Annotated in this window: 12 protein-coding genes; 7 read left to right on the top strand and 5 right to left on the bottom strand. The window is 44.0% G+C overall.

Annotated elements, in window-relative coordinates; genetic code table 11:
• Nucleotides 1-54: 54 nt before the first annotated feature.
• The 4 genes from ribC to J7W08_RS03090 all read right to left on the bottom strand — a co-directional run bounded on the left by ribC (nt 55) and on the right by J7W08_RS03090 (nt 4524).
• Nucleotides 55-519: a riboflavin synthase gene (gene ribC / locus J7W08_RS03105; RefSeq protein WP_048205117.1), complete on the bottom strand. Its 465-nt coding sequence runs from the start codon at nt 517-519 to the stop codon at nt 55-57.
• 5 nt (nt 520-524) lie between these two features.
• Nucleotides 525-1667, bottom strand: a complete 1143-nt coding sequence (locus J7W08_RS03100; RefSeq protein ID WP_233085189.1) for a pyridoxal-phosphate-dependent aminotransferase family protein — start codon at nt 1665-1667, stop codon at nt 525-527.
• Between the two features lie 1036 nt (nt 1668-2703).
• Nucleotides 2704-3636, bottom strand: coding sequence for a right-handed parallel beta-helix repeat-containing protein (locus J7W08_RS03095; protein WP_233085188.1), 933 nt, complete (start codon nt 3634-3636; stop codon nt 2704-2706).
• A gap of 330 nt (nt 3637-3966) precedes the next feature.
• Nucleotides 3967-4524, bottom strand: coding sequence for a CBS domain-containing protein (locus tag J7W08_RS03090; protein ID WP_233085187.1), 558 nt, complete (start codon nt 4522-4524; stop codon nt 3967-3969).
• A gap of 248 nt (nt 4525-4772) precedes the next feature.
• Between J7W08_RS03090 and J7W08_RS03085 the strand changes: the two genes are divergently transcribed.
• The 4 genes from J7W08_RS03085 to J7W08_RS03070 all read left to right on the top strand — a co-directional run bounded on the left by J7W08_RS03085 (nt 4773) and on the right by J7W08_RS03070 (nt 9494).
• Nucleotides 4773-6692 (top strand): sensor histidine kinase, encoded by a 1920-nt coding sequence (locus J7W08_RS03085; RefSeq protein WP_233085186.1) that lies wholly within the window; start codon nt 4773-4775, stop codon nt 6690-6692.
• A gap of 206 nt (nt 6693-6898) precedes the next feature.
• Nucleotides 6899-7702: a molybdate ABC transporter substrate-binding protein gene (gene modA / locus J7W08_RS03080; RefSeq protein ID WP_233085185.1), complete on the top strand. Its 804-nt coding sequence runs from the start codon at nt 6899-6901 to the stop codon at nt 7700-7702.
• 13 nt (nt 7703-7715) lie between these two features.
• A complete protein-coding gene (gene modB / locus J7W08_RS03075) occupies nt 7716-8384 on the top strand; it encodes a molybdate ABC transporter permease subunit (RefSeq protein ID WP_233085184.1) in 669 nt (222 codons plus the stop codon).
• A gap of 9 nt (nt 8385-8393) precedes the next feature.
• Nucleotides 8394-9494: an ABC transporter ATP-binding protein gene (locus J7W08_RS03070; protein ID WP_233085183.1), complete on the top strand. Its 1101-nt coding sequence runs from the start codon at nt 8394-8396 to the stop codon at nt 9492-9494.
• Nucleotides 9495-9574: 80 nt separating this feature from the next.
• Here J7W08_RS03070 and J7W08_RS03065 read toward each other — a convergent pair whose 3' ends face one another.
• Complete coding sequence (locus tag J7W08_RS03065; RefSeq protein ID WP_233085182.1) at nt 9575-10690, bottom strand: DUF8173 domain-containing protein; 1116 nt, start codon at nt 10688-10690, stop codon at nt 9575-9577.
• Between the two features lie 647 nt (nt 10691-11337).
• Here J7W08_RS03065 and pscS point away from each other — a divergent pair.
• The 3 genes from pscS to metX are packed head-to-tail and all read left to right on the top strand — an operon-like array spanning nt 11338 to nt 15488.
• Nucleotides 11338-12717 (top strand): O-phospho-L-seryl-tRNA:Cys-tRNA synthase, encoded by a 1380-nt coding sequence (gene pscS, locus J7W08_RS03060; RefSeq protein WP_233085181.1) that lies wholly within the window; start codon nt 11338-11340, stop codon nt 12715-12717.
• A gap of 9 nt (nt 12718-12726) precedes the next feature.
• Nucleotides 12727-14025, top strand: a complete 1299-nt coding sequence (locus tag J7W08_RS03055) for an O-acetylhomoserine aminocarboxypropyltransferase/cysteine synthase family protein (RefSeq protein WP_233085180.1) — start codon at nt 12727-12729, stop codon at nt 14023-14025.
• Entirely contained in the window at nt 14022-15488 is a 1467-nt protein-coding gene (gene metX, locus J7W08_RS03050; RefSeq protein ID WP_233085179.1) for a homoserine O-acetyltransferase MetX, read from the top strand. Before J7W08_RS03055 ends, metX begins: the two co-directional genes overlap by 4 nt.
• Nucleotides 15489-15569: the final 81 nt, after the last annotated feature.

Below are 15569 nucleotides of genomic sequence, written 5' to 3'. Positions count from 1 at the left end.
AAACAGTAACTCGAAAAAATGAGCTTGAGGATAAAAAAGAATAAAGAAACTATCTTAGTGCCTCACAGCACCAACATCCTCGAACCCCTGTCTCTGACCAGTACCGGCCTGTTTGACAAGTTTTTCGGGATGGAACAACATGTTAACGACATTTAAGGCATGTTCGCGGGAGCGCATTTCCATAAGAAATGCCAGTTCCTTTTCATCCTTAGCCTCATCTTCATGAACGAACACCTCGATGATGTGGGTGTTCGTCATAAGCTGAGCCTGTATAATGCCGGTTGAAGCTTCATGTGCGCAGATCTTATCCTGTTCCTTTGCCCCAGGCATGCCTAAGGCTATGACGATGTCGCATCCTTCTTCCTCTATGAGCTTCTTGGATGCCACCGGCAGGTCTTTTACGCCGGGAACTGTGATCCGCTTGATCTTAGCGGATACGTTCTGCTGGATCTCATCGACCGCAGCACGTCCCATGTTGAAACGTGCAAAGGTCGTGTCTACTACGCCTATGGTCTTCATGTAATTCACAGTGTGTCAAGTACGCTGGCAGCTGCCTCTGTGCCTGCACCGATCGCATTAACAACGCCGAGTTTCTTCAGTACAAGTTCGAGTTCCTGGATTGTCAGCATGATGTCCTTTGGTGCGACATTGCCCATGCTTCCGATCCTGAAGATCTGGCCGCTGAGTCTGTTCTGACCGCCTGCGATGATGATTCCCTTGTCCATCATGCCACTCTTGATATCGTTGCCGCTGACACCTTCAGGTGCTTTCATTGCAGAAACGGTGTTAGAGTAACCGCTGACCTCATTGAGCTGTGGGAACATTTCGATACCCATAGCATCCATTGCAGCACGAATAGCAGCAGCACCGGTTGCCTGGCGCTTTGCCCTTGCTTCCATTCCCTCATCCATCACGATCTTCAGTGCTTCCTGAAGTCCGAAGAAAAGTGGTACTGCAGGTGTGTATGGTGTCTGGGACTTGTCTGCACTCTTCTTGTATGCCTTAAGGTCAAGGTAGTATGGCAGGTTTTCCTTGGTCATTGCTTCAAAAGCACGTTCGCTCACGGAGAGCATGGAAAGTCCTGGTGGTGCAGCAACACATTTCTGGGAACCTACAACAGCGATGTCTACTCCCCATTCATCGACCTTGACATCATCTCCGCCGATGGAGGTAACTCCGTCCATGATGAACAGTGCATCGTACTTCTTTGCAAGCTTACCAACTTCAGGAGCTGGATTGCGGATACCTGCGGAGGTCTCATTGTGGACCATTGTGACAGCTTTTGCACCTTCTGCAAGTTTCTCTTCCACAAGGTCGAGGTCAACGGACTGTCCCCATTCGAACTCAAGAGGAACTACCTGTCCGTATCTGGCTGCGATGTCCTTGAACCTTTCACCGAACTTACCGTTCTCGATAGCGACAACCTTGTCGTCCTTATCGATGGTGCATCCGATCGCAGCTTCCATTGAAGCTGTTCCTGAGCCGCTGACTATCATGAGATCGTTCTGTGTCTGGAAGATCTCTTTGAGCATTGCGGTACAGTCATCAAACATTGCAGAAAATTCCTTGCCCCTGTGGTTTATCATGGGTTTTGACATTGCCCTGAGCACCTTTGGTGCAACAGGAACAGGGCCAGGCATCATTAATAATGTGTCTTCAAGGTCCATATAATTCTCCTGGTATTTTTATTAATAAAAGTAAGTGAATGTCGTATCTAATGTAAACCTAGTATATAACTGGTTTCATGGAATTGAAATCTCTTGAATGCTTTGCTTGTCCACATTGATAGTTAGTTATGCATTCTGTTTATGAAATAAAGATGTTAGCTTTCGAGCTGCTATTACATGAGGCAGAATTTCATAATCTCCTTGAATGTTGATATGGCATCCAATGGTCTCTGCTTGGTCTTTACTACTGTTCATATCTTTCATGCTTGGTTCGGCACTGTCGGCTTCTATGTATTTCTGTGTTCTATTCCTAAAACCTCATCATTATTATAATTCGCATCTTTTTTCATTTTTGCAGAGAGAATATATATTACTAAACATATAACTTTTAATTGATATTAGCTGATCCGAACAAGACCATCTAATAAAATAATATATGGGGGTAGTAGGTATGAAAGCAAAGAAAATAGGTATTTTAGCCATAGCATTACTACTAACGCTAGTGGCCGCGGGCACCGCGATTGCGCCTGGAGTAAGTTTAGACATCAAATATGATTCATAGCCAAATTCCATTAATGTAAAAGCCAATGGTTAGATCCCAGTTGCAATATTGGGTTCACCCACCTCTGATGTAAACCTGATAGATCTAAATAGTGTGATGTTTGCTGGGGTTGCACCAGATAAGTTCAATCATGGACCCAAAGATGGAGAGTTCATGGCTGGATATGAAGATGTCAATGGTGATACCTATATGGATTTGGTGCTTCACTTTAGTCCGGATAGAGATACACTACGAGGTATGGTTGAAGATGGTTAGTATATTGAAGGGGATAGACAGGGTTACCATGGTTACCTACCTTTGACAGGTATGTATGATGGCGATTCCTTCCGGATCAGGGACACAGTAAGACTTCTTCATTCAGACTGATTCTGATTCAACATCAGAACCTCTTTTTTTCTTTTTTAATGGTTACGAGATTGAGATTCTATAATCCAATCTGCTATGATGAAGATAAGTCCTTGCCCTTAAATAAAATTAGTCAGGAATAATTTTTAAAAAAGAATCCCAATATTTCTGGAAGATTCCTAGAAAAATATCGTAAATAAATTTATACTTGGGAAAAGTCATTACATCATTTTTGTTGTTGTTGAAGTGATTTTTGTAGACGATGTTATTGTGGCTTCCGTCTAAAAAAGATATGCCCCCATATTTAGTGGTGTTACATATGATGTTGCCAATTATCCTGTTATTGCTTGAATTACGAAAATGAATGCCAGAATCAGCATTAGAGTTTACAATGTTATTCAGTAACAGGTTATATTGACAATTATTTGTAGCGATTCCATCGCTGTTGCTGTATGATAAATTATTATTGCTTAGTGTGTTGTTGTTGGATAAGCTCATCGTAACTGCATAGTGATAATTTAATACAGTGTTATTGATTAGGGTATTGCTGTCGGAAGAGCCCATGTTTATTCCAATATGGTTATTATTAGAATTTATTATGCTGTTGTTCCTCAGAATGTTGTTATTGGATGACCAAACTTTGATACCAAACCAATAATCAAGTAACTTATTGTCGCTAATACTACTATTATTGGCTCCATTAAGATATATTCCGTATTCGCGAATATAATTAGAACCTTTTAAAGTAAACCCTTTAATTGTCACATTATCTGCTGTCACATAAAAAACAGGATCATTCGAATCTGCAGTTAGAACAATAGTATCATCTGGATTCCCAGATTGTGATATTATGGTTAACGATTTGTTCACATCCACATTTTCGGTGTACGTTCCAGGATGAATGATGATAGTATCATGAGGATTTGCATTGTTTACAGCTTCCTCTATAGTGGTATACTCAGCCCCACCACCATCATCCACAGTGATAGTATCTGCTACTGTAATACCTGCAGCCATTATCAGAAAAATAAAAGCTATTATAAAACAAACTCTTATTTTCAAATATATTACCCCTTGTAGCAATTTCCTTAGTATTATAGTATGCAGTATAGCATTATAAGTGATTCTGCCCTAATCATCGAATTAAATATTATTCATGAATTCGATTAACTGTATTTTTAAAGAAGGTTTATATTCCAGAGTTGGTTTAATTGTTTATTATGCTATTATAGTTTGATTGAATCGATGTCAATCTAACATGTAGCTAGCATTTCATTATCTAAAATGAGAAATGTTCCTCCATCTCGATAATATAGCCCGATAATTGCATGTTGTAAGCAGCAAAAAAACAATAATACTATGCATCCGGCACATGCATGCTTTTCTTAATTTTTAGCCATGCAACAGCTTGATCACATCGTGCTTTGTCACAAAACCAGTGGTAACTCCCTTCTCAAGCACCAGAACAGCAGGATTTCGCTCAAGCATGTGTGATATAACATCAAGTTCAGTGGTTGGCGAGACGGTGGGGAACGCATCGCCCATCATATCCTTGATCCTCATCTGGGATATGGTAGAAGCCTTCCTGTCAGCCATGTATTTAATAATAGTATCCTCAGAAATACTTCCCACGGGTACTCCATTATCGATCACCGGGACCTGCGAAAAACCATGCTTTTCCATAAGGTTAACAGCAGATTCAACTGAATCCTCAGAAGAAACAAATATCACAAGAGTGTGCATTATGTCCTTTGCAAGTATCTTTTCCTTTTCAACTTCCTCAAAAGCGGTAAATATTTTCCTGAGTGTGGAAAGCCGAGGGTCAACATCGCCGGATTCTATACGGGCTATCAAAGGCTGACTAACGCCTGCACGCTTTGCAAGACCACTCTGTGTAAGGTTCAGTTCGATCCTTTTCTGCCTTAGTCTCTCAGGAGTCGGAAGTTGCATAATATTACTGATAGTAATGATTATATTTAAAGAGTTTGATTATTTAATTCAAAAGCCTGCTCAATTGTTTCAAAAAGCAGACATTTATATGTTTGTCATTCAAATATAATATTAGGGATTTTAGATTAGGTATTGAGGTTAGTGTAGTCTTCCTTTAATGGAAATGCTATCTTTCCTTTGTGCTTCTTGCTTTCGAGAAAAATATTGCATCGGTATAATATCTGTTTGCGTTCAGTAAGGTGTCCGGCATGAAAATGGATGATGTGCCTCTAAAAGTAAAACTGATCCTGTACATCGGATTCAGTGTCCTTATAGTAATGGGTGTTACAACAGCTATCATTATCAATACCAGCACAACTCAGCATGAGGAAATTGCATACAAGAAGTCCATAGAGAAAGCAAGCAATTATGCAAACCAATTCAACTCGGATATGCAGTCGAACATGGCCATTGCCAGGACGATCGCAAGCACACTGACCGTTTACAATTCCTCTGACAGAGAGGAAGTCAATGATTTTCTAAGGGAGATCCTCGTGGATAATCCCAATCTGATAGGTACATATGCAGGCTTCGAGCCCAATGCTTTCGACGGCAGGGATGCTGAATTTGCAGGTACCGAAGGATATGATTCTACAGGGCGCCTTGTACCTTACTGGAACAAGATCGGCGGCACCATGTTCGTGGAACCTCTTCTGGACTATGATACCCTTGATTACTACCAGTTGCCAAAACAGAATGAAGAGGAAGTACTTACAGAACCATACGTGTATCAGGGTGAACTTATTGCGAGCTATGTAGCACCAATAATGAGGAATGGCGAGTTCGTCGGTATAGGAGGGGTAGATGTATCACTCAACTATATAGACGAGATCGTTTCAAATGTCACTGCTTTTGAAGAAGGCTATGCTTTTACCACAAGTAACACCGGCATACTGCTGTCCCATCCTGTGCATAAGGAGTGGATCGGATCAAAGACACTTGATGATTTTAACGATCCTGAGATATCACGCATGGGCGACGATATCCTTGTCGGAAAGGGAGGCCATATTGAGACCATCGACCCGACAACAGGCGACCATTCGATAATCTTCTATGAGCCGGTACGTACTGGAAATTATTCCTTTATTCTGGTGATCCCGGAAGATGATATGCTTGCGGATGTAACAGCCCTGCGGAATGAACTTATCCTCATATCATCACTTGCACTGATCTTCATGGCAGGTGCAGCTTATCTGGTCGCGATGTCAATTACACGTCCGATCAATGATATTGTTTCCAATTTTGCATATATCTCGAATTCTGCCCTGAAAGGCGATCTGAAAAGGAGAGCTGAGACGGATGTAGAGGTGGACTTCAGGAAGATACCTTCGGGATTGAATGATATTCTTGATTCGCTTCAGACATATTCGGATGAACTTGAAAAAGCAAATAAGGAACTAAAATCACTGGACCAGATGAAGGATTCCTTCCTTTCAAATGTAAGCCATGAGCTAAGGACCCCTCTTACCAGCATCAAAGGTTATACCCAGAATGTCTATGATGGAACCCTTGGTAATCTTAACGACCAACAGAAGACCTCACTTAGAACAGTAATGCGTAATTCAGAAAGGCTCAGGCGTCTGGTGGATTCTCTCCTTTACGTAAGCCAGGCACAGGCAGAGATCATTGAATACGACTTTAAGGAATGTCAGATAGCAGAAATAATGAACAACACCGTTATGGATACTATCATGCTCGTCGAGGCTAACGATCTGCATATTGAAAAGAAGATCCCTTCTGGTCTTCCTTTGATAGTAGCTGATAAGGACCGCCTGGTGGATATGCTGAACAACATCGTCGATAATGCGATCAAGTTCACTCCTCCGGGTGGTATGATAACCCTGGGTGCATATGAGGAAGAAAAATATCTCCACCTTACCGTCCACGATACCGGAATAGGTATTCCCAAAGAACTAATTCCAAACCTATTCAGGAAGTTCTACCAGATCGATTCATCGATCAGAAGAAAATATGGAGGAACAGGACTGGGTCTTTACATCTGCAAAGAGATCGTTGATGCACATTCCGGTGAGATCTGGATCGAAAGTGAGTCGAAAGAGGGGACCACAGTCCACATAAAGATCCCAAAGCTCAGAAGTACTCTGGAAGTCAGTGGAAGTAAGGAATAAGATTAAATTTATGGAATTTAGCTCAGTGAAAATTCCGTAGAGTCTACCATGTTTCATTAAGCCGCTATTTCCAGACATGGATTTATCTACTGTTTTTTGAGATTGAGGATCAAACTCGGCAATAATTGTTTATATCACAGATCCAATTCCACACCGATATGTTTATGAAAACATAACGGCATAATATGCTCGATATGAGGGATCTTATGGAAAAGAATCATCTGATTATTGTTATTGCAGCATTGATACTCATTGCAGCTGCAGCTATGTTAGTAATGCCGTCATCCCAGGCAGAGGAGAATACAGAGATCACAGTTTCAGCTGCTGCGAGCCTGACCGAGAGCTTTACGGCGATCGAACAGGAATTTGAAGCACAAAATCCGGATGTTGATGTAAATATGAATTTTGCAGGTTCCGGTTCCCTTCGTATGCAGATCGAGGCTGGTGCTCCTATCGATGTCTTTGCTTCGGCTTCCCAGAAGCACATGAACATCCTTGAAGAAGCACAATTGATAGATACTTCTACAAGACATGACTTTGCTGAGAACTCACTTGTGATGATTTCTCCGGCAACCGGTGAAGATAAAGAGAACCGCATAATGTATCTTGAGAACCTGACAGACGATTCGGTAACAAAGATAGCAATTGGAGACCCTGAAGTTGCACCTGTTGGAAGATATGCAAAAGGATCACTTGAGGAAGCATCCCTTTGGGATGATGTAAGTGAAAAGCTCATCTATGCAGAAACTGTGAAACAAGTTCTGGTCTATGTTGAGAACGGAGAGGTAGATGCAGGTTTTGTCTATATGACAGATGCGATGACATCAAATATGAATGAGATCGAGATCGTGGCGCAAATTCCGGTCACTACAAACATCAGCTATCCTATTGCAATCGTTTCTTCTTCGACCGAAAAAGAAGTTTCACAGGAATTCATCGACTTTGTGATTTCAGATGAAGGAAAAGCTATATTCGAAAAGTATGGTTTTACAGTAACAGATGCGAACTAATGGATGATAATTGATGCTTGAAGATGCCTGGATCCCCCTGTTGATAACTCTCAAAGTGGCAGTCCTGTCAACTGCTTTTGTAGCTGTGCTTGGGATTTTGATCTCATATGCACTTGCAAGGCGGGAGTTCAGGGGGAAATGGCTCGCAGATATCTTTGTGACTCTCCCACTGGTGCTACCACCTACGGTTACCGGTTATCTTCTGGTGGTCCTGCTGGGTAAGAACGGAATAATAGGTCAGACGATATTTGAACTGACAGGATGGTCGCTGCTTTTCACATGGCATGCTGCGGTGATAGCAGCTTTTGTTGTGTCACTACCGTTGATGGTCAAGACAACGGCCTCTGCAATAGGTTCAGTGGATCGTGAACTGGAGTATGCGGCTTACACGCTTGGACATAGTGAGCTTGAGACCATGCTCTTTGTGACCCTACCCCTTGCCAAAAAAGGCATACTTGCAGGCATCGTGCTGAGCTTTGCAAGGGCTGTCGGAGAGTTCGGTGCCACCCTTATGGTTGCTGGCAATATTCCCGGGAAGACTAACACGATGTCGCTGTCTATTTATACTGCATTCCAGTCAGGCAATGATGCACTGGCAAATATTCTTGTCATAACCCTTGTTGTTGTTTCTTTGTTGTCCATGGCACTGACTGCAAGGTTTGTGGACCGATGGAGTGTGTGAGGTGGTCAAATGGGTATAAAGGTGAGCGTATCAAAGGAATACAGGTCCCGCAACAAAAAGAGCGGAAGTGAGGATGTTTTCTCACTGGATGCTACTTTTGAGACGAGGGATGAACTGGTGGTCCTTTTTGGTCGCTCCGGTTCCGGTAAGACCACGACGCTTCGATGCATCGCGGGGCTGGAAAAACCTGATAATGGCAGCATTGTTGTCAATGATCAGACATATTTCGATAGTATTTCAGGCATCAACCTTCAGCCACAATACAGGAGGCCGGGTTACGTTTTCCAGAACTATGCCCTTTTCCCGCATATGAATGTAAGGAAGAATATCACCTATGGCCTCAAGGGATGGGATAAGGAGAAGAAAGAAGAACGTATGTTCGAAATGCTTCGCCTTTTGCACATCGAGGGGCTGGAGAACAGGTATCCTTCACAGCTTTCAGGCGGCCAGAAACAGAGAGTTGCCCTTGCACGTGCTCTTGCTCCAAAACCAGGGATACTGCTACTGGATGAACCGTTCTCCGCTCTTGATATGGTCGTCAGGATGCGCCTGAGGGAAAGGATCAAAGCAATTCAGAATGAGCTTAAGATCCCGATCCTGTTCATCACCCACAGTCCCGATGAAGCATTTTCGCTTGCAGATAGGGTAATAGTTCTCCATGATGGCAAGGTTCATCAGACAGGTAGCCCGAGGGAGGTATTCTATTCCCCTGTTGACAGGAACGTGGCCGAGCTTGTGGGAGTCAGCAATATTTTTGATAACGGAAAAGTGATTGGAAGTTCTACTGCAGGGACTGTGGTCGAAGGGAGAGGTCTGGAGTTCATAACAAGTTCCAGTGTTAATCCATCTGGAAAAGTGTCCCTGGGGATAAGGCCTGAGAATGTGCATATAAAGGCCTATGATGAGGGGCTATTTTTAGGCGATGGCAATGTTTTTGCCGGCAATGTCATTGATATTACGGATAAAGGCAGCAGTAAAATGATGGCTGTTGAACTTGATAGTAGCGATTTTATTTTGCTGTGCGAGGTTCCGACACGCTTGTCAGGAGATATCGGTCTTTCACGGGTGATCGTGGAGATCTCGCCGGATGATGTGCTGGTCTTTGAGTGAATTTGCTTTTTGAAGTGTATCTGCTATTTTTGAAAAAACTAAAAAAGCAAAAACAAAAAAGAAAAAGTACGTCCCCTGCATCAATACTTCAATGCAAAGTACATACTTCCCATTGCTACCAGCGTTGCCAGAAGGCTGATGAGTCCACCTACAAATGGCAGTTCAGTCAGAACCAGAAGCAGGAAAAGTCCGGCTGCAAGTACAGTCCACTGATTATATTCGAAACCTGCTTTTCTGAACGTTATCTCTCCAAGCCACATTGCAGTGTATACCTTTGCGAACATCAGTACGATCAGCAGCAGCAATAGCATTAAGAGCGCAATCGGGATGCCGATTATAGTTATCATCAGGATGGCTGATCCGATGATAACACCTACCAGCAAAAGAAGTCCCACTGCGATGTTCTTGAAAGTTTCTTCCTGTATGTCCTTTACGATCTCTTCGGTCTTTTCCGGGAAGACAAGGATGAGTATTACTCCGAGAGCGAACAGGAAGAGATAATACGCGATCTTACCGATGAAGGATATTACTTTTAGCACACCTTCACCATCAAAATCATCTCCGCTTTGTGCTATTCTTTCAGACTTGATCTCCTCTCCGACAATACCGGCCGGGATGGAGATCTCATTGGAGCTACTGTATTCCAGATCACCTTTTATGCTGGAATCAGGTTCGATGATCAAGTCGTTTGCATCCAGTATCGCATCTCCTTCGACATTACCGGAGAATACCAGATTGCCTGCTGAAACATCCAGCAGGCCTCCGAAATTCCCTTCAAGGTCCGCATCGCCACATCTTATGGTCGTGTCACCGCCAACAGTTGCTTCTACATTTGTGGACACTGTTCCGGCAGTTACCAGAAGATCGTCACCGACATTTCCACTTAGCTCAAAATTACCGCATGCGACCCTTATGTCATCACCGATACTGCCGGTAATAGTAACATCACCTGCAGCAACAATGAGGTCGCCGGAAATGTTCCCATCGATCTGGACTGTGCCACCTGTAGCCACGACATCCCCCAGCACAGTACCACTTACTATTAGTGTATCGCCTGCAAGGTAAACATCATCTTCAACTAGATCGTCGATGATAACCGTATCTCCGGCATCGAACATCGAAGCTGCACTTGCATTGCCTGCGAATAAGAGTAGAAAAAGTATAGGTAATAGCCATAAAGTTCGATCAATTTTCATAGTAACCCCCGCCTGAATATTGTATATATAGTACTGGGCTTTTCTTGCTATTAAGGTTTACTTAAAAAAATTCAATTGTGGGTTTAATGCAGAGAATTCAGAACAGATCCGAATAAGCTGAAAAAATTTAATTTTAAGAAAAGGCTGTAATTTTATCAATAATAATGCATTTGCATATCACGACCAGACGGCTGAATGGCCGTGATGTGCAAGTTGAGATGTTCCCCCACATCGAAAATCTGAAAAGTCCCCAGACCTTTCAGATTAGTTCTAAGGTCAAGAGAAACGGCAAACTCTTGACCTTGTATAATATATATTAAATTCCGTCATATAAAAGTGTATCCAAAATGTGTGTACTTTGCCGCTATATTTGGCATATAAATGTGCATATAGATACATTGCCACAATCCTTTACTTTATATATAATTAAATCACACCATAGTATGGCGTGGGTTTACTTCTGCAACTTATAAGTGCTGCAGTCAGCTACTTTTATATAGCAGTTTTGTAAATCTATACGCAGTTAACGCTGTTAACAAATTAAAGGAACCAGCAAGAGAGTGGTTCAGGTATAGCAGACCGATCGATTGGGGTTCAAAATTGTTTTTACAGTTTTGCATATCCCTCAACGAGCAGGTGGTAACAGAATGGATGAACAAATCAATAAAAAATATCTCGCCAACAAAATATTTGAAACCCAGTTCGCACTGGAGGATCTCAGGCAAATAGTAAGGCAGGCTTTACCTACGGGTATGAGCGATGAGCAGTCTGCACGCTTTTCTGAGATCGTGTCGGGTCTTGGCGGCCTTATCGAGGAGATAGGCGCAAAAGACGGCCAAACACAACCTGTCAGTATTGTGGGCGACCTTATGTGCCGAACAAGGGAAGAGGAGTTCATAAACATACAGCCCATTCAGGCCGGTGGAAGACTTACCCCTGAAGCCCGCAAAGCTGTCATAGCTTATGGGGATGGTTACTCAACCTGTGACAACTGCCGAAAGCCCTTCAGGCTCGATAAGATCGAAAAGCCTTCGATCGCAGAATTCCACACAGATCTCGCGGAGTTCGTTGGAATGGATCAGGCACGAGTGGTCCCGGGTGCCAGAAGAGGTTTCCAGGCCGTTGCATCGACTCTTGTTGAAAAGGGTGACACGGTGGTCGTATCTGCATTTGCACATTATACGGAATTCCTCGCTGTGGAAGGTGCCGGTGGAGTTGTAAAAGAAGCTCCTGTGAACGAGGAGAAAATACTCACAGCCGAGTCTGTGGCACACAAGATCGATGAGGTCAGGAAAGAAACTGGTAAATTACCTTCTCTTATCATGATCGACCATTTCGACTATCTGTTCTGTAATGAGCACGATATCTATGGTATCGGTAAAGTGGCACAGGAATATGGGATCCCATTCCTGTACAACGGGGCATATACAGTAGGTATCATGCCTGTTGATGGAAAGAAGATCGGTGCGGACTTCGTAGTCGGTTCCGGACACAAGAGCATGGCATCAGTTGCTCCTTCAGGAGTACTGGCAACCACGGAAGAATGGTCTGACAAGATATTCAGGACCACACAGATGGTTGGGGATGTCACCGGAAGGAAGTTTGGTATCAAGGAGGTCGAGTTCCTTGGGTGCACACTGATGGGAGCTCCATTGCTATCAATGATGGCATCGTTCCCATACGTGAAAGAAAGGACAAAGCACTGGGATGAGGAAGTCAAGAAATCCAACTATTTCCTCAACGAATTCCTGAGGATAGAAGGAAATGAAGTGCTGAGCGAGTTCCCGAGAAAGCATGCTCTTTCCAAGGTGGATACCACCAACAGCTTCGATAAGGTAGCAAAGACACACAAACGCAGGGGCTACTTCTTCAGTGACGAACTGAAGAAACGCGGTATAGCAGGTGAATTCCCCGGTGCTACAAGAAGCTGGAAGCTGAGCACATACGGACTCTCATGGGACCAGATACACTATCTCTCGGATGCATTCCTTGAGATCGCTGAAAAATACGAACTTAACATTAACTGAGGTACTATTATGACTGAAAAGAATTACGGATTGGACACAATATCATTACACGCAGGACATCAGCCTGACCCCACAGGGTCACGTGCTGTTCCTATCTATCAGACCGCTGCCTATCTCTTCAAAGATGCAGACCACGCAGCGAACCTTTTCGCACTGAAGGAATTCGGCAACATCTACACTCGTCTGATGAACCCGACAACCGGTGTTCTGGAAGAAAGAGTGGCTGCCATCGAAGGCGGTACAGGTGCACTTGGTGTAGCTTCAGGAATGGCTGCCATTTCCTTAACAGTTCTAGCTGTCACAAGACTTGGTGACGAGATCGTCTCTGCCAACAATCTCTATGGTGGTACATACCAGCTCTTCAACCACACCCTCCCGAAATTCGGCAGGAAAGTGAACTTTGTGGACTCCACGAAACCGGAAGAGTTCGAGAAGGCGATCACCGACAAGACACGTGCCATCTATGTAGAGATAATTGGAAATCCAAAACTTGATGTTCCAGACCTCGAAAAGATCGCGAAGATCGCTCACGATGCAGGCGTTCCTCTAATTGTGGACAACACAGTGGGCGTAGGAATTGCAAAGCCAATAGAGTATGGTGCAGACATTGTAGTGTTATCCGCAACCAAGTTCCTCGGAGGTCACGGTACTTCCATAGGCGGTATAATCGTGGATTCCGGAAACTTCAAATGGGACAACGGAAAGTTCCCTGAGTTCACAGAACCCGACCCAAGCTATCATGGCCTTAAGTTCTGGGAATCCTTCGGAGATATTCCGGGAATGGGAAATCTTGCTTTCATACTCAGGGTACGTACACAACATCTGCGTGACCTTGGACCGGCAATGAGCCCGTTCAATGCATTCCAGTTCATACAGGGTGTGGAAACACTTCCTTTGAGGGTACAGAGACACGGTGAGAATGCACTAAAGGTAGCAAAGCACCTTGCATCCCATCCACTGGTCGAATGGGTGAACTACCCTGGCCTTGAGGATCATCCATCCCATGAACTTGCAGGCAAATACCTGAACGGAAGCTATGGTGCTATTCTTGGATTCGGCGTCAAGGGCGGACTGGAAGCTGGCAGGAAGTTCATCGAGAACGTGGAACTGCTCTCCCACCTTGCTAACATAGGTGATGCAAAGACGCTCGTCGTCCACCCGGCATCCACAACACACCAGCAGCTCACAAAGGAAGAGCGTGAGCAGACCGGTGTAACCGATGATTTCATAAGGATGTCTGTAGGTCTTGAGAATGCAGAAGATATTATTGCTGACATAGATCAGGCTTTAGAGAGGTCACAGAAGTGAGTGAAAGGTCCGTAGGTATTGTTGGAACAAATTATCATACAATTAAAGGTGAATTCCTTTTAGAAGGCAGGCAGACCCTGAAGGATATCAGGGTCGCCTACGAGACCTATGGTAACCTGAACAAGGACAAGAGTAATGCAATTCTTGTCTGCCATGCCCTTACAGGTGATGCACATGCTGCAGGCAGACATAGTCCCGATGACCGCAAGCCCGGCTGGTGGGAAGATGTCATCGGTCCGGGGAAGGCACTCGATACTGACAGGTATTTCGTGATCTGTTCAAATGTACTGGGTGGCTGCATGGGCACTACAGGTCCTGCATCACTGAATCCTGATACGGGCAAACCGTATGGCATCACTTTTCCGGTGATAACTATCGGAGATATGGTGAACGTACAGAAAAAGCTGGTCGAAGATCTCGGGATCAAGGTCCTCCTTGCTGTAGTAGGCGGTTCCATGGGTGGTATGCAGACCCTCCAGTGGACAGTTGCTTACCCGGATCTTGTAAGGAAAGCGGTCGTCATCGCATCCACCGCAGTTTCATCACCTCAGCAAATAGCATTCAATGAAGTTGGCAGGAATGCCATCGTTTCCGATCCTGACTGGGATGAAGGTAACTATTATTCCGGAAAGGCCCCTGTGCATGGATTAGCCACAGCCAGGATGATAGCTCATATCACATACCTTAGCGATGACTCGATGCACGATAAATTCGGCAGGAAGCTTCAGCAAGGGGAGAATTATAAATTCGACATGTCACATGATTTTCAGGTCGAGAGCTACCTGAAATACCAGGGAGAAACATTTACTGAAAGATTTGATGCTAATTCCTATCTCTACGTGACAAAAGCAGTGGATTATTTTGATCTTTCAAAGAACGGTTCGCTTGCAGAAGGTCTGAAGGACATCAAAGCAAAGATGCTCCTTATCTCAATTACGTCGGACTGGCTATATCCTCCATACCAGTCAAAGAAGGTAGTGGAGGCCCTCCTGTTCAATGACCATGATGTAAGCTACAGGGAGATCGACTCCAGCTATGGCCACGATGCTTTCCTTCTCGAGAGCGGTCACATCAATTATGTGGTCCACAATTTCCTGACACACACATCCGTTGGCGATGTCATGACCGAAGAGGTTGCCACCATCAAAGAAGGTGTGAGCATAGAAACGGCTGCAAAGGTCATGTTCGAGGAAGGACTTACACATCTGCCGGTGGTCAATGAGAAAGGCTGTCTCGCAGGTATCGTTACGTCCTGGGATATCTCAAAGGCTGTTGCACTTAAAAGCTGTAATCTGGACGATATCATGACAAAAGAGGTACTTGTGGCAATGCCTGAGGAGCCCATAGTTGCCGGTGCAAAACGCATGGAAAGGCATAGCATTTCCGCTTTGCCTGTGGTCGATGAGAAGAAAAGGCTCGTGGGAATTATCGATAGCGAGGATATCAACCGGTTGATCGGCTGATCGATTGATCTTTTTTATTTCTAATGAGAACTCAAATTTAATTTATATTTTTATTTGCTAGTTAAAAAATAAACATGAAGG

This window comes from Methanococcoides orientis, from assembly GCF_021184045.1.
Classification (GTDB): domain Archaea; phylum Halobacteriota; class Methanosarcinia; order Methanosarcinales; family Methanosarcinaceae; genus Methanococcoides; species Methanococcoides orientis.
This window is presented reverse-complemented; position numbering and strand designations above follow the sequence as displayed.